Here is a 23,820-nt window from a genome sequence, read left to right as displayed (position 1 = left end):
TACGTCCGACCTGAGCGAGGTCCCGCCTGAGCGACGTCCTACCGGGCGGCGTCACCCCGAGCGACATCACCCCCGAGCGGCGTCCGCCCGGCGCGACATCCGCCCGACGACGAGCACGAGCACCAAGGCGATGGCCAGCAGCACGATGTACAGCACGGGGAGCAGCATCAGGCCGCCCGCACCGAACACGAGCGAGCCCACCAGTGCACCCCCGCCGATCCCGATGTTGAAGGAGGTCGTGTAGAGGGCGCTGGCCGTGTCGCGGAAGGCGGGCGAGGCCGTGTGGAGCAGCCGCGTCTGCAGCAGCGGCGGCAGGGCGCCGAAGGCGATCCCCCAGAGCACGAAGGCGACCAGGGCGAGCACCGGCTGTCCGGCGAACGCGGCGAGCGCCGCCACGGCCGCGCCGGTGGCGATCAGCGCGATCAGCAGACCCAGCTGCGGTCGCGGCCCGAAGACCGATCCCGCCAGCACGAGACCGACCGCCCCCGCGATGCCGTAGACGAAGAGCAGCGCACCGACGTCGCCGGGGGCGACCCCCATCGGGCCGGTGAGGAACGGCACGACGAACGTGTAGAAGGAGTAGTGGCCGACCATCGTGACCGCGGCGATCAGGCAGACCATGATCACGGCCGTCACGGTGCGGTCCTTGGCACGAGGCACGCTGCGGTCGCGTCGGCCGGCGGCGTCGGCCTCCCGCTCGACCGCGGGCAGGAACCGCCACACCAGCAGGGCGCCGACGAACATCAGGCCGGCGAGCATCCCGAACGCGAGGCGCCAGCCCAGCACATGACCGGCGAAGGTCCCGAGCGGGACGCCGAGGACGAAGGCGAGCGTGCCCCCGCCCACCGTGATCGAGACGGCGCGGCCGATCTGCTCCTTGGGCACGAGATGTCCGGCGTACGCGCCCACGATCGACCAGAACATGCCGTGCGCCACACCGCCGACGATGCGGGAGACGACGACCCAGACATAGTCGGGCGAGAAGGCGGTGAGGAGGTTCGAGAGGCCGAGCACCACGAGCACGCCGACGATCATCGCGTGCCGCGGCCACCGCCGGGTGAGGGCGGTGAGCGGTGTGCTGGTGACGACGACGGTGAAGGCGAAGACGGTGACCAGGAGGCCGACCTGGGCCTCGCTCACGCCGAGGGATGCGCTCATGTCGGGCAGGAGCCCGGTCGGCATCATCTCGCTGGTGACGGAGAGGAAGACGGCGCCCGCGAGCGCGAGCAGCCCCACCCAGGGGAATTTCGGAACGGTTGCCAGAGGCGACGTTGAAGAGGCAGTCATGAGTGCTGTCCGACGAACGGCGTTCCCCGCCCTCCCGGCCGGCGAAGCGGCGATCAGGGGATGAGCGGGTCGACTACGCGCTGATGTGCGCGCCCAGGGCCGCACGGGAACCGCCGACCATCGACGAGTCTAGCGGAGCCGCGACCGGACGTCTCCCCCGCGGCGCCGCCGTCACCCGGCACGGGACGGCCTCGGCAGGACGATATCCTGAGCCGATGACCGCGACCTCCGCCTCCCCCGACGACACCACCGGCCCGGCCAACCACTGGGTGCTGACCTTCAGCTGCGCCGACCGTCCCGGGATCGTGCACGCCGTCAGCGGGGCGATCGTCGCGGCTCGCGGCAACATCACCGAGAGCCAGCAGTTCGCCAGCCTCGACACCGGCCGCTTCTTCATGCGGCTCCAGGTGGAGTCGGGGGCGAGCCGGGAGGAGTTCGAGAGCGCCCTCGCGCCGGTGGTGGAGCGGTTCGGGATGTCGCACAACGTCGACTACGTCGGCCGCCCGCTGCGCACCCTGGTGCTCGCGTCGACGGCCGCGCACTGCCTCAACGACCTCCTGTTCCGCCAGCGCGCGGGCCAGCTGCCCGTGGAGATCCCGCTCGTGCTCTCCAACCACGGCGCTCTGCGCGACCTCGCCGGCTTCTACGGGGTGCCCTTCGAGTCGCAGCCGGTCACCGACGCGGCGTCGAAGGCGGCGTTCGAGGAGCGTGTCCTCGCCGCGGTCGAGGAGCACGACATCGAGCTGGTCGTGCTCGCGCGCTACATGCAGATCCTCTCCCCCGAGCTGTGCGAGCGGCTCGCGGGACGGGCCATCAACATCCACCACTCGTTCCTGCCGGGGTTCAAGGGCGCGAACCCGTACCGGCAGGCGCACGCCCGCGGCGTCAAGCTGATCGGCGCGACGGCGCACTTCGTGACGAGCGACCTCGACGAGGGCCCGATCATCGAGCAGAACGTCGTCCGCGTCGACCACGCGCAGACGGTGCAGCAGCTGGTCGCGATCGGCCAGGACGAGGAGAGCAGGACGCTCACCCAGGCGGTCAAGTGGTTCGCCGAGGACCGCGTGCTGCTCGATGGCGCCCGGACCATCATCTTCCGCTGAGCGCCGCCGGTAGACTGGCGGGGTGACTTCCGCGCAAGACCAGCAGGCCCGCCTCCGGATCGGACCGAACGACATCCTCCGGTTCGTGCTCGAGCTCTTCGCCGTGGTCTCGCTCGGCATCTGGGGGTTCACCGCGTGGCCTCTGCCGTGGAACATCGTGTTCGGCATCGCGACGCCGGTCGTCGCCATCCTGCTCTGGGCGCTGTTCCGCTCCCCCAAGGCCGTGCTGCGGGTCGACCCGTTCGTGAAGGCCCTGGTCGAGGTGCTCGTGATGGGCGCCGCCGCGTTCGCGTGGTGGGATCTCGGGCAGCCGATCGTCGCGCTGGTGTTCGCCGTGGTCGCGACCGTGAGCGGCGTCATCAACGGCCGGCGCGAGTTCGCATGACCGCCCTCGTCGTCCACGACGCCCGCAAGGTCGATGCGGACGGGCTGGTCGACGAGTTCTGGCTGGTCGCCGAGGGCGGCGCCATCACCGCGACCGGTTCGGGAACCGGCTGGCACGAGGCGGCACGCGCGCCCGGCACGACCGTGATCGACGCCGGCGGCCACTGGCTCACTCCCGGGTTCATCGACCTGCACTGCCACGGCGGCGGAGGCCACCCGTACGACGACGGACCGGAGGAGGTGCTCGCGGCCCTGGCGACGCACCGCGCCCACGGCACGACCCGCTCCCTGGTCTCCCACGTCGCCAACCCCCTCGCCTCCCTGCGGGAGAGCCTGGCGATCGTGGCGGACCTCGCCCACGCCGACCCCTTGGTGCTCGGCTCGCACCTGGAGGGTCCGTTCCTGGCCGCCGAGCGGCGCGGAGCCCACGACGCTGCGTTCCTGCGGGAGCCGGGTCCGGCCGCCGTCGAGGAGCTCATCGGTGCCGCCCGCGGCACCCTCCGCACGGCGACCATCGCCCCGGAGCTGCCCAACGCGCTCGAATCGATCGGCGTGCTGATCGAGGCCGGCGTCGTCGTCGGCGTCGGCCACACGGCCGCCGACTACGATCAGGCGGCGCGCGCGTTCGAGGTGGGCGCCCGGCTGCTCACCCACGCCTTCAACGCCATGAACGGCATCCACCATCGCGCGCCGGGACCGGTGATGGCGGCGATCGACGACCCCGAGGTGACGCTGGAGCTGATCCTCGACGGCCTCCACGTGCACCCGTCCGTCGCACGGCTGCTCTTCACCGCGGCCCCCGGGCGGGTCGCCCTCGTGACGGACGCCATGGCGGCGGCCGGGGCCAGCGACGGCGACTACCGTCTGGGCGGTCTGAACGTCACCGTGAAGGAGGGCCTCGCCGTGCTGTCGGGGACCTCGACGATCGCCGGCTCGACCCTGACCCAGGATGCCGCCCTCCGCGTCGCCGTCGGCCCGGTCGGCCTCGACCCGGTTCCCGCCGTCGCGGCGCTCACGCTCACGCCCGCACGCCTGCTGGGCGAGGACCACCGCCTCGGACGTCTGCGCCCCGGATACGCCGCCGACGCCGTGCTGCTCGACCACGAATGGCAGGTGCGTTCGGTCGTTGCCGACGGCCGCGTCGTCCGCTGAACCGCACGGTCACGCCGCCCGCCATCGCCTCCGGAGTCTCGGAGATCCGGAGTTCCGGAGAACCGGCCCGACACGCCGCCGGTTCCTCCGTCGGTCCGGAGGAACCGGGCGAACCCGGACGGATCTCCGGATCGCCTGGCGGACGCGTCGCGCGGTCGCCCGGCCTAGAGCTTCTGCCAGGAGGGCTTGTTCGCGTAGGCGTAGCGGTAGTAGTCGAGGTTGCTCAGGCGGGAGGCAGCGGCCTCGTCGACGAGCACGGTCACGTGCGGGTGGAGCTGGATGGCCGACCCGGGGTTGGAGGCCGAGACCGGACCCTCGACCGCGCCGGCCAGTGCCTCCGCCTTGCCCTCGCCGAACGCGAGGAGCAGCAGGTGCCGGGCCTTCAGGATGGTGGAGAGGCCCTGCGTGATGCAGTGCATGGGCACGTCGGCCTCGGAGTCGAAGAAGCGGGCGTTGTCCGCGCGGGTCTGCTCGGTCAGCGTCTTGACGCGGGTGATCGAGGCGAACGAGGAGCCGGGCTCGTTGAAGCCGATGTGGCCGTCGGTGCCGATCCCGAGGATCTGCACGTCGACGCCGCCCGATTCGGCGATGGCCTTCTCGTAGTCCGCGCCGGCGTGCTCGATGGTCTCGCGCGCCCCGTTGGGGACGTGGATGAGGGAGGGCGTCAGCCCGAGCGGCTCGACCACCTCGCGGTGGATGACCGAGCGGTAGGACTCGGGGTGGCCGGCCGGCAGGCCCACGTACTCGTCGAGCGCATAGCCGCGCACGTGCGAGACGTCGACGCCGCGCTCGGCGACCAACGCTGCCAACGCCCGGTACACCGGAAGCGGGGTGGACCCGGTCGCGAGCCCGAGAACCGTGTCGGGCTTCCCGGAGATCAGCTCGACGATGGTCTCGGCGGCCAGGGCGCCCGCGGCGTCCTGATCGGTGACGACGACGACTTCAGCCATTCGTTCCTCCTACGATCGCCGCCCCGAGGGCGGCGACTGGTGATCCTGGTGGGACGAGGCGCACGCGCCTCGGCAGCGCGAGCGAGGCCAGGAACGGCGATGTCCGCCCCCAGTCCTCGAGCACCTCGTGGACGTCGCCGAGCAGCCGTTCGCCCAGGTGGCTGAGGCCGCCACCGATCACCACGGTGTCGACGTCGACGGTCAGCACCAGGACGCGCACTGCGGCAGCGATGCCCTGGGCAAGCCTATCCTTGATCGCCTGCGCCTCGCGGTCCCCGTCGGCCGCCGCGGCGAACAGCGCGCGGGCCGGAAGCGGGTCGTCCGTGCGCCACTGACGGGCGATGCCGGACCCGCTGGCGACCGTCTCGAGGCAGCCGCGCTGGCCGCACGCGCAGGCGGCGCCGGCCGGGTCGACCGGCAGGTGCCCGATCTCGCCCGCGATGCCCGACGCCCCGCGCCAGAGGCGTCCGTCGACGACGATCCCGGCGGCCATCCCGGTGCCGAGGTTGAGGTACGCCATCGTCCCGCCGAGGCCGAGCACGGCGTAGGCGCCGAGGGCGGCGGCCTTCACGTCGTTCTCGACGCGGACGGCGACGCCGAGCCGGTCGGCGAGCTCGCCGCCGAGCGGGAGGCGGTCGACGCCGAGGTTGACGGCGTGGGCGACATCACCGGAGGCCGTGTCGACCAGCCCGGGGATCCCGATCCCGATGGAGGCGAACCCGTCGGCGTCGAGCCCCGTCAGTTCGCCGATGCGCGCGACCGCCGTGAGCGCGGTCTCGACGACGGCGGCGCGACCGAAACCGGTGGCGAGACGGACGCGCTGTGCGAGCACGCCGCCGTCGTCGACGGCGACCGCGTCCGTCTTGGTGCCGCCGATGTCGATCCCGAGTCTCATGATCCGGGGCCGAGCAGGTCGAGGAGCGCGCGGCCGAGGAGGCGGGACGCCCCGAAGGTCGCGATGTCGGCGTAGCGCCGGTCGTCCGCCGGCCAGCCCATGTCGACCACGAGGACGTCGGCGCGCTCGGCGCGCAGACGGTCGATGGTGTCGCGGGCGAAGGCATGGCGGTGGTTGTCCTTGCCGATCACGATCACCGGTCCGGCGGGCAGGACCGCGGGCGCGGCATCCGCCTCGGTGACCTCGACGACCGGCAGTGCGGCGAACGCGGCCGCCGCGGCGTCGCCGGCACCGGTCGAGGTCTCGGCGAAGGGCCCCCACGGGGCGGTCCCGACCGCGATGTTCGCGACGGTCTCGAGCCGGACGACGCCCGCGGCCCTGCGGCCGTCGTGCAGCCAGGTCCGTGCCGTGTCCGACAGCTCGAAGGCCGGGACCACCGCCCGCGCCTCCACCGGATCGATGACGGGAGCGCCCGACGACGCACCGACGTCCTCCTGCGCGGCCTCCGACGTCTCACGGAGTTCGCCGGCGAGGCCGATCACCCGGCCGGCCGCCTGCTCCACGCGCTCGGCGGTCAGGCGTCCGGAGGCGATCGCCTCCGCGACCGCCTCGACGATGGCCGTCAGCTGCTCGTCGGTGTTCTCGGTCCCCAGGCAGAGCAGGTCGCAGCCGGCGGCCAGGGCGAGGACGGCCGCCTCCGGGATGCCCCGCTCGCCGCTGGCGCCGTGCATGTCGAGGGCGTCCGTGACGACGACGCCGTCGAAGCCGAGCTCCCCGCGCAGCAGGCCCTCGATGATCGGGGCGCTGAACGTGGCGGGGAGCGCCGCATCCAGCTGCGGGAGCAGGATGTGCGACGTCATCATGGTGCGGGTGCCCGCTTCCACGGCCGCCCGGAACGGGACCAGCTCGCGCTCGCGCAGTTCGGCGGCCGACAGGTCGACGACCGGCAGCGCGAGGTGCGAGTCCTGGGCCGTGTCCCCGTGCCCGGGGAAGTGCTTGGCGCAGGCCGCGACGCCGGACGACTGGAGGCCGCGGACCCACGCCGCGCCCTGCTCCGCCACCACGCGCGGAGAGACGCCGAAGCTGCGGACGCCGATCACCGGGTTGTCCGGGTTCGAGTTGATGTCGACGTCGGGAGCGAAGTCGAGGTTCACGCCGACGGCGCGCAGTTCGGCCCCGACCCGCGCGGCCACCCGCTCGGTGCGGTCGGCGTCGCCGAGCCGGCCGAGCACGGCGTTGCCCGGATAGGGCGACCCGGTCGCGTAGTGCAATCGGGTGACGTCGCCGCCCTCCTCGTCGATCGCGATGATCGCGTCCGGGTTGGCCGCGTAGATCGCCGCCGTGAGCGTGCGCAACTGGTCGGCCGACGCGATGTTCGGGCCGAAGACGCACACGCCGCCCAGGCCCTCCCGCAGTCGTCGCTCCAGCCAGGCCGGCAGGGTCGTCCCGACGAAGCCGGGGAGGAGGGTCGCGGCGATGCGGCGGGCGAGGGACGGGTCGAGGAGGCGGGGTTCGGCGGCGGCCGTGCCGGTCACCCCTTCACCGCCCCGCTGACGAGCCCGCTGGTCATCCGCCCCTGCACGATCAGGAAGAAGATGATCACCGGCACCGCGACGAGGGTCGAGGCGGCCATGACCTGGCCCCAGTCGGTCGCGCGCGAGGCGGACTGCTGGATGAACCCGCGCAGCCAGAGCGGCAGCGTCTGGCTGCTGTTCTCCTGCAGGATGACCAGGGCGACCGTGAACTCGTTCCAGGCCTGCAGGAAGGCGTACACGCCGGAGGCGACGAGGCCGGGGGCGAGGAGCGGGAAGGTGATCCGCAGGAAGGCCTGGGTACGGCTCAGGCCGTCCACCATGGCGGCCTCCTCCAGGTCGGCCGGGATGCCGGCGACGAAGCCGCGCAGCATCCAGATCGTGAAGGGCACGACGGCCGCGATGTAGAGGATGCTGACGCCGATGACGGAGTTCAGCAGGCCCAGGCTGCCCATGAGCTTGTACTGGGCGATGAACAGCCCCTCGGCGGGGAGCATCTGGATGAGCAGAACCGCGAGCACGAACGAGGTGCGGCCGCGGAACCGGAACCGGCTGATCGCGAGCGCCGCCAGGAAGGCGAAGGCCAGGCAGACGACGACGGTGATCAGCGCGATGGTGAGGCTCATCCCGAGCGCCGGGAAGAACGTGCCGCCGTCGATGACCGCGGTGAAGTTGTCGAACGAGCCGCCGAACGGCAGCCACGTCGGGTTGCTGTTCTGCAGCACCACGTTCGGCAGGAGGGACGAGTTCACCATCCAGTAGACGGGGAACACCCAGATCAGGGCGAGGACGACGGCGACGACACCGAGGACGACGCGGCCGGGCCGCACCTTCTGGCGCAGCTTGCGGGCGGGGGCCGCCGGGGCGGCGGTGGCGGATGCGGTGGACGCAGTGGTCACGATTCGTCCTCCTTGATCAGCGAGCGAACGTAGAACCAGCTCAGGGCGACGGTCAGGATCAGGACGAACACCGAGACGGCGCTCGCCATCGCGAAGTCGCTCGACCCGACGCCGAGCTGGTAGATGTAGGTGCCGAGCAAGTTGGTCTCGCTGGCGATGGAGCCCTTGTCCTGCAGCAGCTTGATCTGGGTGAAGACGCGCAGGTCCCAGATGATCTGGAGCAGCAGCACGATGCCGAGGACGGGACGGATCATCGGCAGGATGATGTAGCGCAGCCGCTGGAATCCCTTCGCTCCGTCCATCTGAGCCGCCTCGAGCACTTCGCCCGAGACCTGGGTGAGGCCGGCGTAGACCGAGAAGGCGACGAACGGGACGCTCATCCAGACCACGATGATCATGGCGACGAAGAAGAACGAGAGCGGGTTCTGCAGCCAGTTGTGGCCCTGGAAGTCGAGACCCCAGGAGCTCAGGACGTTGTTGATGAGGCCGCGGCGCCAGTCGAAGAGCCAGTTCCAGACCGTCATGGCGGCGACGACAGGCATGGCCCAGGCCAGCAGCAGGGCGATCTGGAGGATGACGCGCACGACGGCGTGGACGCCGGTCATCAGGAGGGCGAGGCCGACGCCGATGACCACGGTCACCGCGGCGGTGACCAGGCAGAACGCGATCGACCGGCCGACGACGATCCACATGTAGGGGTCGGAGAACAGGGTGATGTAGTTCTGGAACCAGACGAACGGGGCGGGCTGGCCGAACTGCTGGGCGAGCCCGAAGTGCTGCATCGAGGTGATGATCTGCCACACGATCGGGTAGCCGAGGGCGAGCAGCAGGATGGCGATGGCCGGCAGCAGCAGCATGTAGGGCGCGAGCTGGCGCTTGCGGGGGCGGGGGGCTCCCTGCTTCGGGGCGCGCGCCGGACGGGCCGGGCGGCCGGTCGCCGCGGGGGTCTGCTGGGTGGTGGTCACGTCGGTCCTCCTTCCGAGAATCATGGGGGCAGAAGCGAGGGCGCGGAAGGGGTGCCTTCCGCGCCCTCACCTGCTCGGTGGTGCGAGTGGAACGACTAGTTCTTCTCGTTGAGGAGAGCGTCGATCTTCGTGTCGTACTCCTGGGCGAGTGCCTTCAGGTCCGACGCGTCGCGGATCTTGGAGAAGAACTCCTCCATGACGTTCGCTGCCTCGACCTTGGCCCAGCCCGGCGCGGCCGGGGTGAGCTTGGAGTTGGACGCGGACTCGATGAGCGCCTTCGCGAACTGGTCGTCGCCGAGGGAGGACATGTAGTCCGAGTTCGCCGGGCCCAGGCCGTTCTTGCCGAGCATCTCCTGGTACTCCTTCGAGAAGATGATCTTCAGGAGGGTCTTGGACAGGCCCGGGTTCTTGGACTTGGCCGAGATGCCGATGTTCGAGCCGCCGGCGAAGACCGGGGCGGGCTTTCCGTCGTTGCCCGGCAGCACGTACGTGCCGAACGTGTTGTCGTTCCAGGTGCGGACCGGCTTGCCGTCCTTCTCGGACAGGTCGCCGATCGACCAGTGCGCCCATCCCGGCGCCATGATCGTCGCGGCGGCGAGCGACGTGTCACCGGTCTTGTTGCCGGTGGCGTCGACCGTCTGGTCGCTGTCGTTCAGGTAGATGTACTGGTTCGAGTCCTTGGCGTCGTTCGGCGCCTTGGACGCGTTCTTGTAGAGGTCCTGCAGCTGCTGCAGGCCCTTCTGCGAGCCCTCCGAGTCCAGCGTGGCCACCCACTTGTCGCCCTGCTTCTTGGCGATGTCCCCGCCGTTGGCGAAGATCCAGGAGATGCCGTCACGCCAGTCCTGACCGCCGAGGAAGAAGCCGGAGAAGTTCGGGATCGCCTTCGGGTTCTTCGCGGTGATGTCGGCGACCGTGGTGTTGAACTGGTCGAGCGTGGTCGGCACGGTGGCACCGGCGGCCGCGTAGACGTCCTTGCGGTAGAACATGTAGCGCGAGCCGAAGTAGTACGGCAGCGTGTAGTTCTTGCCGTCGACCTTGCCGGCGTCCACGAAGGACTGCAGCAGCTTGTCGCCGCCGAGGTCCTTGTACTCGTCGGAGATGTCGAGGAAGGCGCCCACGTTGGTGAACGTCGGGGACTGGGTGTTGCCCATCTCGGTGACGTCCGGGGTGTTGTTGGCGTCCGGGAGAGCCGTGGTGAGCTTGGTGACGATGTCGCCCCAGTCCTGCTGCTCGATCTTCAGCGTGGCGCCGGTCTCCTTGTTGAACTCGGTCTTGAGGTAGTTGCGCAGCTCATCCGGGGTGTCGGAGCCGACCAGCCACAGGGTGACCGTCTTGCCCTTCCCGTCGGTGCTGGGCGCGGACGATCCGCCGGAGGCGCATCCCGCGAGCACGAGAGCGGAAGCTGTAGCCACAGCGGCGAGGCCGACGAGCTTTCTCTTCATTGCACTTTCCTTTCGTTGTGAACAGGTTTCTCAGGTGGTCGATGTGTGCGGTTGCCACACCGTGGTGCAGGGGTCGGTGGTTCCGAAGTGCTGCGTTACGAGACCCCGAGCCGTCCGGAGAGGACGAGTACGGCCGCGCCGCGCAGGACGATGTCCTGCCCGAGCGTGGTCATCCGGAGCGCGAGGTCGGCGTGGTTCTCGGCCATCGTCCGGCTCCGGAGCGTGTGGATGGTCGCCTCGGCGAGGGGGCCATCCAGAAGGTTCGTCGGACCGCTGAGCACGATCTCCGACAGGTTGAGGGCGCCCACCACGGGGGCGAGGGCGATGCCGAGGCGCTGGCCGGCCTCGCGGAGGGCGGGCGTGGTGTCGACTCCGGCCGCACCGGCCTCGGCGATGCCGCGTCGCAGCTGAGGGACACTGAGCCAGTGCTCGAGCACCTGATCCCGGCTGTAGGTCGCGTCGAGGCCGAGATCCGTGCCGACCATCACCTGGCCGATCTCGCCCGCGGCGAAGTGGCTGCCGTAGACGAGGGCGCCCGCGACGATCAGCCCGGCGCCGATACCGTGGCCGACCCGGATGAGCATGAGGTCGCCCGCTGCGCCGCCGTAGCTGTGCTCGGCGAGCACGGCGGCGTTGGCGTCGTTCGCCACGATCACCGGCAGCCCGGTCGCGTGCTGGAGCTCGTCCTGCAGCGGGAGCCCGTGCCAGCCGAGGTTGGGGGCGGTGAGGATGGTGCCGGCGAGATCGACGACGCCGGGCGAACCGACGCCGACGCCGAGCACCGGCGCGGTCGCGAGCCCGACCAGGTCGGCGATCAGGGTGCGCACCTTCGCCGTGGCGCCGTCTCCCGTCGCGCCCTCCAGCGGGATCTCCGCGGTCGCGAGGATCGCGCCGTCGAGGTCCATCACGGCCCCGCGGAAGCGGTCGTGGTCGCTGAGGTCGACGCCGACGATCTGGTGGGCGGTGCGGTTGATGTCGAGCAGGACGGCGGGCTTGCCCGGCCGGGCGGACTCGCGCTGGCCCAGCTCGACGATGAGGCCTTCGGCGATCAGCTCGGCGACCAGGTCGGAGACCGTGACGCGGGTCAGGCCGGTCTCGCGGGCGATGTCGGCGCGGCTGAGCTCGCCCGAGCGGTACAGGGTCTGGAGCACGAGGGACCGGTTGTGGCTGCGGGCGTGCTCCGGGAGCACCTTGACCCGCGGCCGCAGCACCCGGCCCGGGACGAGACCCGCCGCGGCGCCGGCACCGGTCGCGCCGGTCGCGGTGCCGACGCCGGTCGCGGTGCCGATGCCGGTCGTACCGGAGGCGGCTACGACCGTCGGGACCACGGCCGAGTCCGCGGCCACGGGGGCGGCCGTGGCGGCTCCCGTTCCCTGCGTCTTCGTCGTGGTCATGTTTGTTAGTAAAGCTTACGAACAAAAGAATTGCAAGTGGTTCGTCGACCGGAGTTCACGAGTCGTTCGCCCGCGGCGGGCGCTTGCCGCGAATCGCTTAACCTGGTTAACTGAATCGCGTGACCGCCCTCTCGCCCGCGACCCGCGCCGTCCTGGCCCTCCTCGAGGCCGACATCGCCGCGGACTGGACGCTCGCCGGGCTCGCGGCGCAGGTGCACCTCTCCCCCTCCCAGCTCAACCGCGTCTTCGTCGCCGAAACCGGACGCACGCCGCTCACCCTGCTGCACGAGCGCCGGGCCGAACGCATGGCGGAGCTGCTGCGCACCACCGCGCTCTCCGTCCGCGCCGCGGGCGCCCGCGTCGGCTGGAGCGATCCCGGCAACGCCACCAAGCGGTTCCGGCGGCACTGGGGGATGCTGCCGAGCGCGTACCGGCGCATCGTGGGTGGTATACAGTTCCAGCGATGACGGACGACACCACCGCGCCAGCGCCGCCGCCCGCGTCCGCCCCGACGGCGCGCGAACTGGCCGCACGCTGGGGCGAGGCCGGCCGCGACCCCGTCTCGATCGAGCTGGTCACCCTGCTGCGGCGCGCCGTCGTCGTGACGACCGCGGGACCGGACCGGGTGCTCGAGGGCCACGGGATCTCCCGCGGACAGTTCGACGTGCTCGCGGCCCTGCACAGCGCGCCGGCGGGCGGCTCCGGCATCACCCAGGCCGAGCTGGCGGCCGGGATGATGGTCAGCCCGCCCGGCATGAAGAAGCGCCTGGACGGCCTCTACGACCGCGGGGTCATCGCACGCACGGTCGATCCGGCCGACGCGCGCCGCCTGCTCATCCGCCTCACCCCGGCGGGCAGACGGCTCGTCGACGAGGTGCTGGACGCCTTCTTCTCCGCGGAGGAGCAGGGCGTGCGACCGCTGCCGGAGGCCGACCGCCCCCGGCTCATCGGCCTCCTGCGCACACTCGCCGGCGAGTCCTGACCCGGCCGTCCGCCGGCCGGCCGGCTTCAGAACGCCCAGTCGTCGTCCTCCGTCTCCACCGCCGTGCCGATCACGTACGACGACCCGGAGCCCGAGAAGAAGTCGTGGTTCTCATCGGCGTTCGGCGAGAGCGCCGAGAGGATGGCGGGGTTCACGGCCGTGGCGGCCGCCGGGAACAGCGCCTCGTAGCCCAGGTTCATCAGCGCCTTGTTGGCGTTGTAGGCGAGGAACCGCGTGACGTCCTCGGTCAGCCCGACCCCGTCGTAGAGGTCGGCCGTGTACTCCAGCTCGTTCTCGTAGAGGTCCTGGAGCAGGGCGTAGGTGTAGTCCTTGACCTCCTGCCGCCTGCCCTCCCCCGCCCGCTCCAGCCCGCGCTGGAACTTGTAGCCGATGTAGTAGCCGTGCACGGCCTCGTCGCGGATGATCAGCCGGATGAGGTCGGCGGTGTTCGTCAGCGTCGCGCGGCTCGACCAGTACATCGGCAGGTAGAACCCGGAGTAGAACAGGAACGACTCCAGCAGGGTCGAGGCGACCTTGCGCTTCAGCGGGTCGTCGCCGGTGTAGTAGTCGAGCACGATGCGCGCCTTCCTCTGCAGCGCGGGGTTGTCGGTCGACCAGGCGAACGCCGCGTCGATCTCCGGAGTGGAGGCCAGCGTCGAGAAGATCGACGAGTAGCTCTTGGCGTGCACCGACTCCATGAACGCGATGTTCGTGTAGACGGCCTCTTCGTGCGGCGTGAGCGCGTCCGGGATCAGCGAGACCGCGCCGACCGTGCCCTGGATCGTGTCGAGCAGCGTGAGCCCGGTGAAGACCCGCATCGTGAGCGTCTGCTGCTCCGGCGCGAGCTTCGCCCAGGACTGCACGTCGCCCGAGAGCGGCACCTTCTCGGGCAGCCAGAAGTTGGCGGTGAGGCGGTTCCACACCTCGACGTCCTTCTCGTCCTCGATCCGGTTCCAGTTGATGGCGTCGACGCGCCGGATCAGCGCGACCTTCTCTGTCATGGTTCTCCTCGGTGGTTCGGGCGGAACGGATGGTGCGTGGCAACGGGCGGCGGCGTCACAGCATGCAGCTGACGCAGCCTTCGACCTCGGTGCCCTCCAGCGCCAGCTGCCGGATGCGCACGTAGTAGATCGACTTCACCCCGGACCGCCAGGCGTGGATCTGCGCCCGGTTGATGTCGCGGGTCGTCGCGGAGTCCGGGAAGAACAGCGTGAGGGACAGGCCCTGGTCGACATGCTGGGTGGCGGCGGCGTACGTGTCGATGATCTTCTCCGGGCCGATCTCGTACGCGTCCCGGTAGTACTCCAGGTTGTCGTTCGTGAGGAACGGCGCCGGGTAGTAGACCCGGCCGATCCTCCCCTCCTTGCGGATCTCGATCTTCGACGCGATGGGGTGGATCGACGACGTCGCGTTGTTGATGTACGAGATGGACCCGGTCGGCGGCACCGCCTGGAGATTCTGGTTGTAGAGCCCGTGCTCCCGCACATCCGCCCGCAGGTCCTCCCAGTCGGCGACGGTCGGGATGGCGACTCCCGCGTCGGCGAACAGCGCGCGCACGCGCTCCGTGGCGGGCTCCCACACGCGCTCCGTGTACTTCTCGAAGAACGCCCCCGTCGCGTAGGCGGAGTCCGCGAACCCACGGAACGTCTCGCCACGTTCGGCCGCGAGACGGTTCGAGGCGCGCAGGGCGTGGAACAGCACCGTCAGGAAGTACATGTTCGTGAAGTCGATCCCCTCCTCGCTGCCGTAGTGGATGCGTTCGCGGGCCAGGTAGCCGTGCAGGTTCATCTGCCCGAGGCCGATCGCGTGGGCTCCGGCGTTGCCGCGCTCCACGGACGGGACGGCCGTCAGCGTGCTCTGGTCGGACACGGCGGAGAGCGCACGCACGGCCGTCTCGATCGTGAGCCCGAAGTCCGGCGAGTCCATCGCCATCGCGATGTTCAGCGAGCCGAGGTTGCAGGAGATGTCCGTGCCGACGTGCTGGTACGAGAGGTCGTCCGCGTAGGTGCTCGGGCTGTTCACCTGCAGGATCTCGGAGCACAGGTTCGACATGTTGATGCGTCCGGCGATCGGGTTGGCGCGGTTCACCGTGTCCTCGAACACGATGTACGGGTAGCCGGACTCGAACTGGATCTCGGCCAGGGTCTGGAAGAACGCCCGCGCATCGATCGTGGTCTTCCGGATGCGCGGGTCGGCGACCAGCTCGTCGTACTTCTCGCTGATCGCGATGTCGCCGAACGGCACTCCGTACACGCGCTCGACGTCGTACGGGCTGAAGAGGTGCATCGGGCGGTTGTCGCGGGCGAGCTCGAACGTGATGTCGGGCACGACGACGCCGAGAGACAGGGTCTTGATGCGGATCTTCTCGTCAGCGTTCTCGCGCTTGGTGTCCAGGAACCGCAGGATGTCCGGGTGGTGGGCGCTGAGGTACACCGCACCGGCTCCTTGGCGCGCGCCGAGCTGATTCGCGTAGCTGAACGAGTCCTCGAGCAGCTTCATCACCGGGATGATGCCGGACGACTGGTCCTTCACGTGCTTGATCGGCGCTCCGGCCTCCCGGAGGTTCGACAGCAGCAGCGCGACCCCGCCCCCGCGCTTGGAGAGCTGGAGGGCCGAGGTGATGCCGCGGCCGATGGACTCCATGTTGTCCTCCATGCGCAGCAGGAAGCACGACACGAGCTCGCCGCGCTGCGCCTTGCCCGCGTTGAGGAAAGTGGGCGTCGCGGGTTGGAAGCGGCCCGACATCAGTTCGTCGACGATGCGGCCCGCGAACGCCTCGTCGCCCGCTGCCAGCGTGAGTGCGACCATCACCACGCGATCCTCGAAGCGCTCCAGATAGGTCGCGCCGTCGAAGCTCGTGAGTGCGTAGGACGTGTGGAACTTGAACGCGCCGAGGAAGGTCGGGAACCGGAAGCCGTGGGCCTCCGCCCGCGCGGTCAGCCGCTCGACCGCTTCGACCGGGTAGCGGCCGAGCACCTCCCGGTCGTAGTAGTCGTTGTCGACGAGGTAGGCGAGGCGCTCCGCGACCGAGTCGAAGCGCAGGCTGTTCGGGACGACGTGCTGGCGGAAGTAGGCCCGCGCCGCGTCGTGATCCCGCTCGAACTGGATGCGCCCGTCCGCGTCGTAGATGTTCAGCATCGCATTGAGCGCGTGGTAGTCGAGGGCGGCCTCGGTGTCGAGGGTGGCCTCAGTGTCGAGGGCGGCCTCGGTGGCGGGGGCGGCGTTCAGTGTCGCCACAGGGTCTCCAATCCGTTCTGCACCGCGACGACGTCTTCGGCGGTGCCGAAGAGCTCGAAGCGGTAGTGGTGGGGCACGCCGCACTTCGCCGCGACGATGTCGCCGGCGATCCCGTATGCGGGGCCGAAGTTCGTGTTGCCGGCGCCGATCACGCCGCGCAGGAGGCGGCGGTTGCCTCCGTCGTTGAGGAAGCGGATGACCTGCTTCGGCACCGCGGCGCGGTCCTCCCCGCCGCCGTAGGTGGGCAGGACGAGCACATAGGGTTCCGTCGCACGCAGAGCCGGCTCGTGCGCTCGCAGCGGGATGCGCGCGGCCGCGACCCCGAGCTTCTGCACGAAACGGTGCGTGTTCTCCGACACCGACGAGAAGTAGACGAGTCGACTCACGGCCCCGGTCACTTCCCGAGCTTCGTCGCGACCCGTCCGATCAGGTCGGGCCGGAATCCGGACCAATGCTCGTCGCCGGCCACGACGACGGGGGCCTGCGCATAGCCCAGGTCGCGGACGGCGGCGAGGGCGGCGTCGTCCGCGGTGACGTCGACCACACGGTAGTCGAGCCCCTTCCGATCGAGGGCCGTGTACGTGGCGGTGCACTGCACGCACGCGGGCTTGCTGTAGACGGTGATGCTCATCTCCTGCGCCTTTCTGCTCAACGGGATGCCGGAGCGTTAACACTACATATAGGGGCCTGATGACACGCCGAACACTAGATGATGTGGTTATTTCCGGCGTCGACGTGCGCAGATCGGCAACGGAGGCCTGCCGCGCACGCCCCCCGAGACGCAGACAGGCCCGGCGGACCGAAGTCCGCCGGGCCTGTCCCGGTGCGTGCGGAGGCTAGGCGCCCATGCGCGTCTTGAGGTTGTCGCTGATCGACTCGAGGAACTCCTCGGTCGTCTGGAAGGCCTGCTCGGGGCCGACCAGGAGCGCGAGGTCCTTGGTCATCTTGCCCTCCTCGACCGTCTTCACGACCACGTCCTCGAGGGTGTGGGTGAAGTCGATGAGCTCCTGGTTGCCGTCGAGCTTGCCGCGGTGCGCGAGGCCGCGCGTCCAGGCGAAGATCGACGCGATCGGGTTGGTCGACGTGGCCTTGCCCTGCTGGTACTGGCGGTAGTGACGCGTGACGGTGCCGTGCGCCGCCTCCGCCTCGACGACCTTGCCGTCGGGGGTGGTCAGCACCGACGTCATCAGGCCGAGCGAGCCGAAGCCCTGCGCGACGGTGTCGGACTGCACGTCGCCGTCGTAGTTCTTGCAGGCCCAGACGTAGCCGCCCTCCCACTTGAGGCTGGAGGCGACCATGTCGTCGATGAGGCGGTGCTCGTAGGTGAGGCCGGCCGCGTCGAACTTCTCCTTGTACTCGGTGTCGAAGACCTCCTGGAACAGGTCCTTGAAGCGGCCGTCGTAGGCCTTGAGGATCGTGTTCTTGGTCGACAGGTACACGGGGTAGTTGCGGTCGAGGCCGTAGTTGAACGACGCCCGGGCGAAGTCGCGGATCGACTCGTCCTGGTTGTACATGCCCATCGCGACACCGGCGCCCGGCGCCTGGTAGATCTCGAACGACTGGGCCTCGCCGCCATCGGCCGGCTGGAAGCTCATGGTCAGCGTGCCGGGGCCGTCGAAGGTGAAGTCGGTGGCGCGGTACTGGTCGCCGAAGGCGTGACGGCCGATGATGATCGGCTTGTTCCAGCCCGGGACGAGCCGCGGGATGTTCGAGATGATGATCGGCTCGCGGAAGACCACGCCGCCGAGGATGTTGCGGATGGTCCCGTTCGGGCTCCGCCACATCTTCTTGAGACCGAACTCCTCGACGCGCGCCTCGTCCGGCGTGATCGTCGCGCACTTGACGCCGACGCCGTGCTTCTGGATGGCGTGCGCCGCGTCGATCGTGATCTGGTCGTCGGTCTCGTCGCGCTTCTGGATGCCCAGGTCGTAGTACTCGAGGTCCACGTCGAGGTAGGGGTGGATGAGCGAGTCCTTGATCGCCTGCCAGATGATGCGGGTCATCTCGTCGCCGTCGAGCTCGACGACCGTTCCTTCAACCTTGATCTTGTCCACTGGTTCTCCTGCTTCTCTGCCGTTTTCAGCCGGAGACAGCTTACCTGAGCCAAGCAACTATCTTGACATCGAGACACTTTGCCTCCGGGGTCGCGCACCCCGGAGCCGACTATGCCAGTGTCCCCCGGGCAGGTTACCCTTTCGTCATGGCTGAGTTGAGACTGGAAGAGCTGAGCGCGCGCACCGTGGTCGCGGCGAACGCGCTCACATTGAAGCCGGGGCAGGAGCAGTTCATCGCTCCGGTCTCCTACTCGGCCGCGGCCGCCGTCGCCGACCCCACCACGTCCTGGCAGCGCGTCGTCCTCGACGGCGACGAGGTCGTCGGCTTCATCATGGGCGACTTCAACGCCGAGTCCGAGCACGAGGAGTTCAAGGCGATCCTCTGGCGTATCAATGTGGACGCCGACGACCAGGGTCGCGGCATCGGCACGTTCGCCGTCCGCGCCCTCGCCGACGAGGCGCGTCTGCGCGGCCACGGCCGGCTCTACGTGATCTGGGAGTCGGGCGAGCTCGGTCCCGAGCAGTTCTTCCTGCGCAGCGGTTTCCAGCCCATCGGCGAGACCCAGTACGGCGAGACGATCGGTGCCCTCGAGCTCTGAGCGGGTCCCTGCCGGAGGGGAGGCCGGCGGCGCGGACGGCGCCGCCGACTCGTTCGTCGAACGCGTGCTCGGCGTCGTGGAGTCCATCCCGCCGGGACAGGTGATGACCTACGGGGACGTCGCCGCCGTGCTGGGCTCGCGCGCGGCGCGGATGGTCGGTCAGATCATGGCCTACTACGGCTCGACGGTCCCCTGGTGGCGCGTCGTGCGCGCCAGTGGACACCCTCCCGCCGACCACGAGCACCTCGCCCTGCCGCACTACCGGGCCGAAGGGACGCCGCTGCTCGGCGGCCCGCGCGCGGACGGCACGACGACGGCCTATCGCGTGGATTTGCGTACCGCCCGGTACGAATCGCGCTAACATCATCCTTCCGGCCGATGAAGCGCCCAGCTTGATGGTGTTGACTGATTCGGATCGCATTCCGCCACACCCCAGGAGCTGTCCGTGCCCCGTCCCCGAACCGTCGGCCTCGTCGTCGCGGCGTCCGTCGCCGCCCTCGCCCTGTCCGGATGCTCGGTGATCGCCGCGTTCGCCCCACACGTCGATGCGCAGATCTACGACTCAGCGAAGGAGATGAAGGCCGCGAAGACGTCGACCTTCGGCTCGCCCCAGTTCGTCCCGGATGACGCGACGATCATCCGTGTCGACTACAACACCGAGACCGGTGCGGCGATCATGACCTACACATCGCCCACGCTGCTGGCCAAGGACGTCTGCTCCGGCGAAGTCGCGACGCCTAAGCCCGGGATCCAGGACAGCTGGTGGCCGATCGACGGCGCCCCCGAGAAGGCCTCGAAGTGCCCGGGAGGCTGGTCCGCGTTCGCGATCGGCCAGCAGGTCTACGCCGCACTGCCCGCCAAGACGAAGTAGGCGCTACGAGCGCTCCGAGCGCTCCGAGCGCTCCGAGCGCTCGGGTGCGGCCGTAGGCACCGCGGGCTCACTGTCGGACCGCGGGAGCGGGATACTCAGCTCCAGGATCGTCCCGAGGCCCTGCACCGACCGCAGTTCCGCGCGCCCGTTGACCGCCTCCACCCGGTCGCGGATCCCCTCCAGCCCTCCGCCCGGCTCGAAGCGCGCGCCACCCGCCCCGTCGTCCTTGACCACCACCACCACGGTCTCGTCGCGTTGCGTCACCAGCACGGCGCAGTTGCGTGCACCCGCATGCTTGGCGGCGTTGGCGAGACACTCCGAGACCGAGTAGTAGATCGTCTCCTCGATGACGTTCGCGAACCGCACAGACGTCTCGACGTGCACCTCGACCGGCAGGTGACTGCGCTGGGCCAGCTCCTCGAGGGCCGAGGCCAGGTCGCCGTCGGTGAGCACCGTCGGGTGGATGCCGCGTGCGAGCTCGCGCAGCTCGCGCAGGGCGTCCGCGAGTTGGGCGGAGGCGCGCTCGAGGTCGGCCGCGACCTCGCCGTTGCCGGCGGACTCCGCCTTCGCCGTGGCGATCCGCAGGCTGATCGCCAGCGAGACGAGCTGCTGCTGCGAGCCGTCGTGCAGGTCGCGCTCCAGCCGTCGCCGGGCCAGGTAGCCCTCCTCGACGATGCGCAGGCGGGACTGCCGCAACTCCTGGATGGTGCGCTCCAGCCGATCGCGCAGCCGGTCGTTGTCGACGGAGAGCAGCAGGGCGGAGGAGACGGCGTCGAGCAGCCGGTCGTCCTGGCTGAGGGCGACATCGTGCTCGATGAGGGCGATCGGTCCCTGGTCGGAGTCGATCGCGAGAGTCGAGCGGCCGGGCCGGGCGTCGTCCGGGTCGTCGGGGACGTGGTCGCCGGCGCTGGTCAGGAACCCACGGCGCTGCTCGTCCCACCAGAACACCCGCAGTGAGTTGTCGTGCAGCGTGCGGGCGAGGCTCGACTCCCACAGGCCGCGGTCGACCTTGTCGCGCGCGACGATCACCAGGTCGGCGACGCGGGAGCGCAGCCCTCGGGCGTAGAACACCCCGCCGATGAACGCCGGCGGGATGAGCGCGATGGCGAACGGCGGAATGAACTGCAGCCAGCCGCCGTCCCAGCCGAAGGTGAAGCTCAGCGAGTCCTGGACGGTGCCGTAGCACCACAGCGCGATCGCCAGCGGCATGACGAAGGACACCCGCCTGGCCGGCAGCGAGCTGGTGAACCACCGCACCGCGAGCCGGACCGCGACCGTGATCATCAGGGCGAGACCGACCGCACGCCAGGCGACGCCGAGCCAGAAGTCCGCGTCGTCGCTGGGCAGCACGGCGAACGTGTTGTGCACGCACCCGCAGGCCGACGGCGCGGGCGAGGTGAAGAGCAGGGTGCCGATGAAGCGGACGAGGAACGCGGCGCTCACCGCGAGCACCACGATCCGGTCGAACCGCGCGACGAACCGGCCGGTGGGATAGCAGAGCACGAGGGCGCCGACGAAGACCGCCCAGAGGTCGGTCACTCCCGCCAGCGGCGGCCACAGCCAGCCGATCCCGCGGGTGAGCGGGTACCAGGCCCCGGCCGACCAGAACAGGGCGGCGCCGATCATCAGCCACCCCGGGACCGGGCTGCGGACGACCCGCCAGGCCACGACCGCGCAGACGACATAGATCACGGCGACCGCGACGAACACGATGGCCCAGCCGAGTCCGGCCGGTCGCGGGCCGTAGTTGCCGGTCACCCCGCTGGCGACCTGGGCCAGGACGTTCGACGTGACCGTGACGGTCACGGCGAGCGCGCGGAGCCAGGTGCGCGCCACGTTCACTGTGCTCAGCCGTCCTTGCCGAGGAATCGCAGGACCGCGAGCACGCGGCGGTGGCCCTCGGCCGAGTCCTCGACACCGAGCTTCGCCATGATGTGCCCGATGTGCGACTCCACCGTCCGCAGGCTGAGGTGCAGCTCGGCGGCGATGCCGACGTTGGACTTGCCCTCGGCCATCCGGCTCAGCACGTCGCGTTCGCGCGCGGAGAGCGACTCCACCGTGCGCTCCGACGAGCGCGACGACACCAGGAGCTGCACCACCTCGGGATCGACGACCGAGCCGCCTGAGGCGACCGTGCGGACCGCGTTGACGAGCGACTCGCCGTCGGCGACCCGCTCCTTGAGCAGGTAGCCCGTTCCGCTGCCCGCCGTCATCGCGCGGATGGCGTAGGCCGCGGTCGTGTACATAGACAGCAGCAGCACGCCGACCGTCGATCCGTCCGCGCGCAGCGCTTCCAGGGCGCGCAGCCCCTCGTCGGTGTGGGTCGGCGGCATCTTGATGTCGAGCACGACGGCGTCGATCGCATCGTCCGCCGCGACGAGGCCGAGCACCTCCTCGGCGGTGTCGACGGAGGCGACGACCTCCACACCGCCCGCGCGCAGGATCTGGCCGATGCCTTCGCGGAGCAGAACCGCGTCGTCGGCGATCGCGACCCGAAGCGGGCGGGAAACAGTGCTCTCTCCCGCTACCACGGGCTTACCGTAGCAGACTGCGGATCGCCGGGCCGGTCAGGTCCCCTTTCGTGATGAATCCCTCTGCCCCGCTGTCCGCCACACGCCTGCCGTAATCGCGGTAGGAGCGGCTGGAGGTGAGCACGACGGCGGCGCCGGTGGCGTGCATGTCGGCGACGAGATCGAACCCGCTCGCGTCGGGCAGGCCGACGTCGAGCAGAACGACGTCCGGGGCCAGGCGACGGCTGAGCTCGACCCCGCGAGCCCCGGTGTCGGCGTCGCCGACGACGGCGAACCGTTCCAGCTGGAGCAGTTCCGCCGCCTGTGCACGGAAGCGCGCGTGGTCGTCGACGATCACAACGCGGAGGTACATGCACCCATCCTTGCTCCCACGTCGCGCCTCCTCATCCGTGGACGCACGCAATCGGTTCGGGTGGCCCCCCGGATGCGGGCCATCTCCGCCCCCGAGGATCATCTGAGACAAGCTCAACAATCCCGAGGAGAACCCGATGCCCGCCGTCACCCGAACCGCCGACCCGACCGGAGCCGTCACGGCCCCGGCGGCGGGGACGGCGGGCGACACCGGCGACCTCCCCCTCGTCGTGATCGACGTCGAGCGGGCGGCCGGACGCTACCTGGGGCTGCGCGACGCCTTCCCCTGGGTGGACGTGCACTACGACGTGGCTGCGCTCTCCCACCCGGCCCTCCTGGACGCCATCGCGGCCGCTCAGGGCGCCTTCGAGGTGGCGCACCCCGCGGCCCTCGACGCGGTCCTCGCCCGGGAGGCGCACCCGAGGCTCCTCCACACGGCGCCGATCGGGCAGTCCGGCGACGTCGACGCGGCATACCGCGCCGGCGCGCGCCGCTTCGTCATCGACGGACCGGACGAGCTGGAGGCGTTCGCCGCCTCCCCCGAGGACGTGCGCGTCCTCCTGCGGCTGCGCCCGGTCGCCGCCGCGGGTCCGGCGCATCGCGCGGTACGGGGACTGAGGCCCGACGAAGTCGTCCGCACCCTGCGCGCGGCGTCGGAACGGGGTGTGTGCGTCGGCGGCTTGTCCCTCCAACCGCCGACGCACTCCTCTACGGCCGGATACGTCGCCGAGATCGCCCACGCCGCCGCCGTCGCGGCCGACGTCCGTTCGGCGAGGGGCACACGGTTCGAGGTCCTGGACCTCGGCAGCGGGTTCCCCGGTCGCGCCGCCACCCGGGAGGCCGAGCGGGACGAGCTCGCACGCGCCATCCGTGCCATCGTCGCCCCGGCGACGTCGCACATCTCGATCATCGCCTCGGCCTCGCGCGCAGTCACGGCCGGCTGCCTGAGCCTGGACGCCGGCACCGGCCGGCGCGAGGTGGAACCGGCCGAGGCGAGCGAGTGCATCGATGCCGGGGCCGACGTGCTGGTGCTCGTGGACGATCTGCGCTCCGGCCTCCGCGAGCGCCTCTCCTTCTTCCGTGGCGGCGCCGAGCGGGGACATCGCGTCCTCCGCCCGCGCCGCGCACGAGCGACCTGGTCTCCCGCGGGCTGACAACCCCTACCGTGGGGGATCACGGCGGAGGGGCGACG

25 protein-coding genes are annotated in these 23,820 nt (G+C 70.4%); 9 read left to right on the top strand and 16 right to left on the bottom strand.

The features are described from left to right. Nucleotides 1-66: 66 nt before the first annotated feature. Entirely contained in the window at nucleotides 67-1,236 is a 1,170-nt protein-coding gene (locus tag U870_RS0107040) for an MFS transporter (protein ID WP_240183643.1), read from the bottom strand. Nucleotides 1,237-1,502: 266 nt separating this feature from the next. Here U870_RS0107040 and purU point away from each other — a divergent pair, with 266 nt between their 5' ends. The 3 genes from purU to nagA are packed head-to-tail and all read left to right on the top strand — an operon-like array spanning nucleotide 1,503 to nucleotide 3,926. Continuing rightward, nucleotides 1,503-2,390 carry a formyltetrahydrofolate deformylase gene (purU, locus tag U870_RS0107035; protein WP_025156700.1) on the top strand — a complete coding sequence of 296 codons (888 nt, stop codon included), beginning with the start codon at nucleotides 1,503-1,505 and terminating at the stop codon, nucleotides 2,388-2,390. Between the two features lie 22 nt (nucleotides 2,391-2,412). Beyond that, a complete protein-coding gene (locus U870_RS0107030; RefSeq protein WP_025156699.1) occupies nucleotides 2,413-2,775 on the top strand; it encodes a YrdB family protein in 363 nt (120 codons plus the stop codon). After that, a complete protein-coding gene (nagA, locus tag U870_RS0107025; protein WP_025156698.1) occupies nucleotides 2,772-3,926 on the top strand; it encodes an N-acetylglucosamine-6-phosphate deacetylase in 1,155 nt (384 codons plus the stop codon). The genes U870_RS0107030 and nagA overlap by 4 nt, the downstream gene beginning before the upstream one ends. 164 nt (nucleotides 3,927-4,090) lie before the next feature. Here nagA and nagB read toward each other — a convergent pair whose 3' ends face one another. From nagB to U870_RS0106990, 7 genes are all read right to left on the bottom strand, one after another. Next, nucleotides 4,091-4,876, bottom strand: a complete 786-nt coding sequence (nagB, locus tag U870_RS0107020; protein ID WP_025156697.1) for a glucosamine-6-phosphate deaminase — start codon at nucleotides 4,874-4,876, stop codon at nucleotides 4,091-4,093. Beyond that, nucleotides 4,869-5,771, bottom strand: coding sequence for an ROK family protein (locus U870_RS0107015; protein ID WP_025156696.1), 903 nt, complete (start codon nucleotides 5,769-5,771; stop codon nucleotides 4,869-4,871). Before U870_RS0107015 ends, nagB begins: the two co-directional genes overlap by 8 nt. Then, nucleotides 5,768-7,306, bottom strand: a complete 1,539-nt coding sequence (locus U870_RS0107010; RefSeq protein WP_025156695.1) for a glycoside hydrolase family 3 protein — start codon at nucleotides 7,304-7,306, stop codon at nucleotides 5,768-5,770. Before U870_RS0107010 ends, U870_RS0107015 begins: the two co-directional genes overlap by 4 nt. Beyond that, nucleotides 7,303-8,202, bottom strand: a complete 900-nt coding sequence (locus U870_RS0107005; RefSeq protein ID WP_025156694.1) for a carbohydrate ABC transporter permease — start codon at nucleotides 8,200-8,202, stop codon at nucleotides 7,303-7,305. Before U870_RS0107005 ends, U870_RS0107010 begins: the two co-directional genes overlap by 4 nt. Then, a complete protein-coding gene (locus U870_RS0107000) occupies nucleotides 8,199-9,167 on the bottom strand; it encodes a carbohydrate ABC transporter permease (protein WP_025156693.1) in 969 nt (322 codons plus the stop codon). The genes U870_RS0107005 and U870_RS0107000 overlap by 4 nt, the downstream gene beginning before the upstream one ends. A 95-nt stretch (nucleotides 9,168-9,262) precedes the next feature. After that, nucleotides 9,263-10,609, bottom strand: a complete 1,347-nt coding sequence (locus U870_RS0106995; RefSeq protein WP_025156692.1) for an extracellular solute-binding protein — start codon at nucleotides 10,607-10,609, stop codon at nucleotides 9,263-9,265. 95 nt (nucleotides 10,610-10,704) lie between these two features. Beyond that, nucleotides 10,705-12,003, bottom strand: coding sequence for an ROK family transcriptional regulator (locus U870_RS0106990; protein WP_025156691.1), 1,299 nt, complete (start codon nucleotides 12,001-12,003; stop codon nucleotides 10,705-10,707). 119 nt (nucleotides 12,004-12,122) lie between these two features. Between U870_RS0106990 and U870_RS0106985 the strand changes: the two genes are divergently transcribed. Further along, nucleotides 12,123-12,470 (top strand): helix-turn-helix transcriptional regulator, encoded by a 348-nt coding sequence (locus U870_RS0106985; RefSeq protein WP_025156690.1) that lies wholly within the window; start codon nucleotides 12,123-12,125, stop codon nucleotides 12,468-12,470. Continuing rightward, nucleotides 12,467-12,985 carry a MarR family winged helix-turn-helix transcriptional regulator gene (locus tag U870_RS0106980; protein ID WP_025156689.1) on the top strand — a complete coding sequence of 173 codons (519 nt, stop codon included), beginning with the start codon at nucleotides 12,467-12,469 and terminating at the stop codon, nucleotides 12,983-12,985. Before U870_RS0106985 ends, U870_RS0106980 begins: the two co-directional genes overlap by 4 nt. Before the next feature lie 26 nt (nucleotides 12,986-13,011). On the opposite strand, the gene nrdF is transcribed toward U870_RS0106980, so the two are convergent. From nrdF to U870_RS0106955, 5 genes are all read right to left on the bottom strand, one after another. Further along, complete coding sequence (gene nrdF / locus U870_RS0106975; RefSeq protein WP_025156688.1) at nucleotides 13,012-13,986, bottom strand: class 1b ribonucleoside-diphosphate reductase subunit beta; 975 nt, start codon at nucleotides 13,984-13,986, stop codon at nucleotides 13,012-13,014. Between the two features lie 55 nt (nucleotides 13,987-14,041). Then, nucleotides 14,042-16,123, bottom strand: a complete 2,082-nt coding sequence (gene nrdE, locus U870_RS0106970; protein WP_052357620.1) for a class 1b ribonucleoside-diphosphate reductase subunit alpha — start codon at nucleotides 16,121-16,123, stop codon at nucleotides 14,042-14,044. Between the two features lie 86 nt (nucleotides 16,124-16,209). Next, nucleotides 16,210-16,608: a class Ib ribonucleoside-diphosphate reductase assembly flavoprotein NrdI gene (gene nrdI / locus U870_RS0106965; RefSeq protein ID WP_025156686.1), complete on the bottom strand. Its 399-nt coding sequence runs from the start codon at nucleotides 16,606-16,608 to the stop codon at nucleotides 16,210-16,212. Between the two features lie 8 nt (nucleotides 16,609-16,616). Further along, on the bottom strand, nucleotides 16,617-16,853 hold the full coding sequence (gene nrdH / locus U870_RS0106960) for a glutaredoxin-like protein NrdH (RefSeq protein WP_025156685.1): 237 nt from the start codon (nucleotides 16,851-16,853) through the stop codon (nucleotides 16,617-16,619). Between the two features lie 205 nt (nucleotides 16,854-17,058). Continuing rightward, on the bottom strand, nucleotides 17,059-18,276 hold the full coding sequence (locus tag U870_RS0106955) for an NADP-dependent isocitrate dehydrogenase (protein ID WP_025156684.1): 1,218 nt from the start codon (nucleotides 18,274-18,276) through the stop codon (nucleotides 17,059-17,061). A 146-nt stretch (nucleotides 18,277-18,422) separates the two neighbouring features. Between U870_RS0106955 and U870_RS0106950 the strand changes: the two genes are divergently transcribed. The 3 genes from U870_RS0106950 (at nucleotide 18,423) to U870_RS0106940 (ending at nucleotide 19,746) form a co-directional block, all read left to right on the top strand. After that, nucleotides 18,423-18,875 carry a GNAT family N-acetyltransferase gene (locus U870_RS0106950; protein ID WP_025156683.1) on the top strand — a complete coding sequence of 151 codons (453 nt, stop codon included), beginning with the start codon at nucleotides 18,423-18,425 and terminating at the stop codon, nucleotides 18,873-18,875. Then, nucleotides 18,859-19,236 (top strand): MGMT family protein, encoded by a 378-nt coding sequence (locus tag U870_RS0106945; RefSeq protein WP_029947303.1) that lies wholly within the window; start codon nucleotides 18,859-18,861, stop codon nucleotides 19,234-19,236. Before U870_RS0106950 ends, U870_RS0106945 begins: the two co-directional genes overlap by 17 nt. An 84-nt stretch (nucleotides 19,237-19,320) precedes the next feature. After that, entirely contained in the window at nucleotides 19,321-19,746 is a 426-nt protein-coding gene (locus tag U870_RS0106940; protein ID WP_025156682.1) for a hypothetical protein, read from the top strand. A gap of 3 nt (nucleotides 19,747-19,749) precedes the next feature. On the opposite strand, the gene U870_RS0106935 is transcribed toward U870_RS0106940, so the two are convergent. Genes U870_RS0106935 through U870_RS0106925 form a run of 3 tightly spaced genes read right to left on the bottom strand, consistent with a single transcriptional unit; the run spans nucleotide 19,750 to nucleotide 22,629 of the window. Then, a complete protein-coding gene (locus U870_RS0106935; protein WP_025156681.1) occupies nucleotides 19,750-21,588 on the bottom strand; it encodes a sensor histidine kinase in 1,839 nt (612 codons plus the stop codon). Between the two features lie 5 nt (nucleotides 21,589-21,593). Beyond that, nucleotides 21,594-22,277: a LuxR C-terminal-related transcriptional regulator gene (locus U870_RS0106930; RefSeq protein ID WP_025156680.1), complete on the bottom strand. Its 684-nt coding sequence runs from the start codon at nucleotides 22,275-22,277 to the stop codon at nucleotides 21,594-21,596. Nucleotides 22,278-22,281: 4 nt separating this feature from the next. Beyond that, entirely contained in the window at nucleotides 22,282-22,629 is a 348-nt protein-coding gene (locus U870_RS0106925) for a response regulator (protein ID WP_025156679.1), read from the bottom strand. A 136-nt stretch (nucleotides 22,630-22,765) separates the two neighbouring features. On the opposite strand from U870_RS0106925, the gene U870_RS0106920 reads away from it, so the two are divergent. Further along, nucleotides 22,766-23,782 carry a hypothetical protein gene (locus tag U870_RS0106920; RefSeq protein WP_025156678.1) on the top strand — a complete coding sequence of 339 codons (1,017 nt, stop codon included), beginning with the start codon at nucleotides 22,766-22,768 and terminating at the stop codon, nucleotides 23,780-23,782. The last annotated feature ends 38 nt before the right edge of the window (nucleotides 23,783-23,820 follow it).

Source organism: Leifsonia aquatica H1aii, from assembly GCF_000633535.1.
GTDB classification, from domain to species: Bacteria; Actinomycetota; Actinomycetes; order Actinomycetales; family Microbacteriaceae; genus Leifsonia; species Leifsonia aquatica_A.
This window is presented reverse-complemented; position numbering and strand designations above follow the sequence as displayed.

What these genes read in the sequence shown, in the direction of transcription:
- purU (WP_025156700.1), top strand. Translation starts at nt 1,503, where the DNA reads ATGACCGCGACCTCCGCCTCCCCCGACGACACCACCGGCCCGGCCAAC.
- nagA (WP_025156698.1), top strand. Translation starts at nt 2,772, where the DNA reads ATGACCGCCCTCGTCGTCCACGACGCCCGCAAGGTCGATGCGGACGGG.
- nagB (WP_025156697.1), bottom strand. Translation starts at nt 4,876, where the DNA reads ATGGCTGAAGTCGTCGTCGTCACCGATCAGGACGCCGCGGGCGCCCTG.
- U870_RS0107015 (WP_025156696.1), bottom strand. Translation starts at nt 5,771, where the DNA reads ATGAGACTCGGGATCGACATCGGCGGCACCAAGACGGACGCGGTCGCC.
- U870_RS0106995 (WP_025156692.1), bottom strand. Translation starts at nt 10,609, where the DNA reads ATGAAGAGAAAGCTCGTCGGCCTCGCCGCTGTGGCTACAGCTTCCGCT.
- U870_RS0106990 (WP_025156691.1), bottom strand. Translation starts at nt 12,003, where the DNA reads ATGACCACGACGAAGACGCAGGGAACGGGAGCCGCCACGGCCGCCCCC.
- U870_RS0106980 (WP_025156689.1), top strand. Translation starts at nt 12,467, where the DNA reads ATGACGGACGACACCACCGCGCCAGCGCCGCCGCCCGCGTCCGCCCCG.
- nrdF (WP_025156688.1), bottom strand. Translation starts at nt 13,986, where the DNA reads ATGACAGAGAAGGTCGCGCTGATCCGGCGCGTCGACGCCATCAACTGG.
- nrdE (WP_052357620.1), bottom strand. Translation starts at nt 16,123, where the DNA reads ATGCTGAACATCTACGACGCGGACGGGCGCATCCAGTTCGAGCGGGAT.
- nrdH (WP_025156685.1), bottom strand. Translation starts at nt 16,853, where the DNA reads ATGAGCATCACCGTCTACAGCAAGCCCGCGTGCGTGCAGTGCACCGCC.
- U870_RS0106950 (WP_025156683.1), top strand. Translation starts at nt 18,423, where the DNA reads ATGGCTGAGTTGAGACTGGAAGAGCTGAGCGCGCGCACCGTGGTCGCG.
- U870_RS0106925 (WP_025156679.1), bottom strand. Translation starts at nt 22,629, where the DNA reads ATGTACCTCCGCGTTGTGATCGTCGACGACCACGCGCGCTTCCGTGCA.
- U870_RS0106920 (WP_025156678.1), top strand. Translation starts at nt 22,766, where the DNA reads ATGCCCGCCGTCACCCGAACCGCCGACCCGACCGGAGCCGTCACGGCC.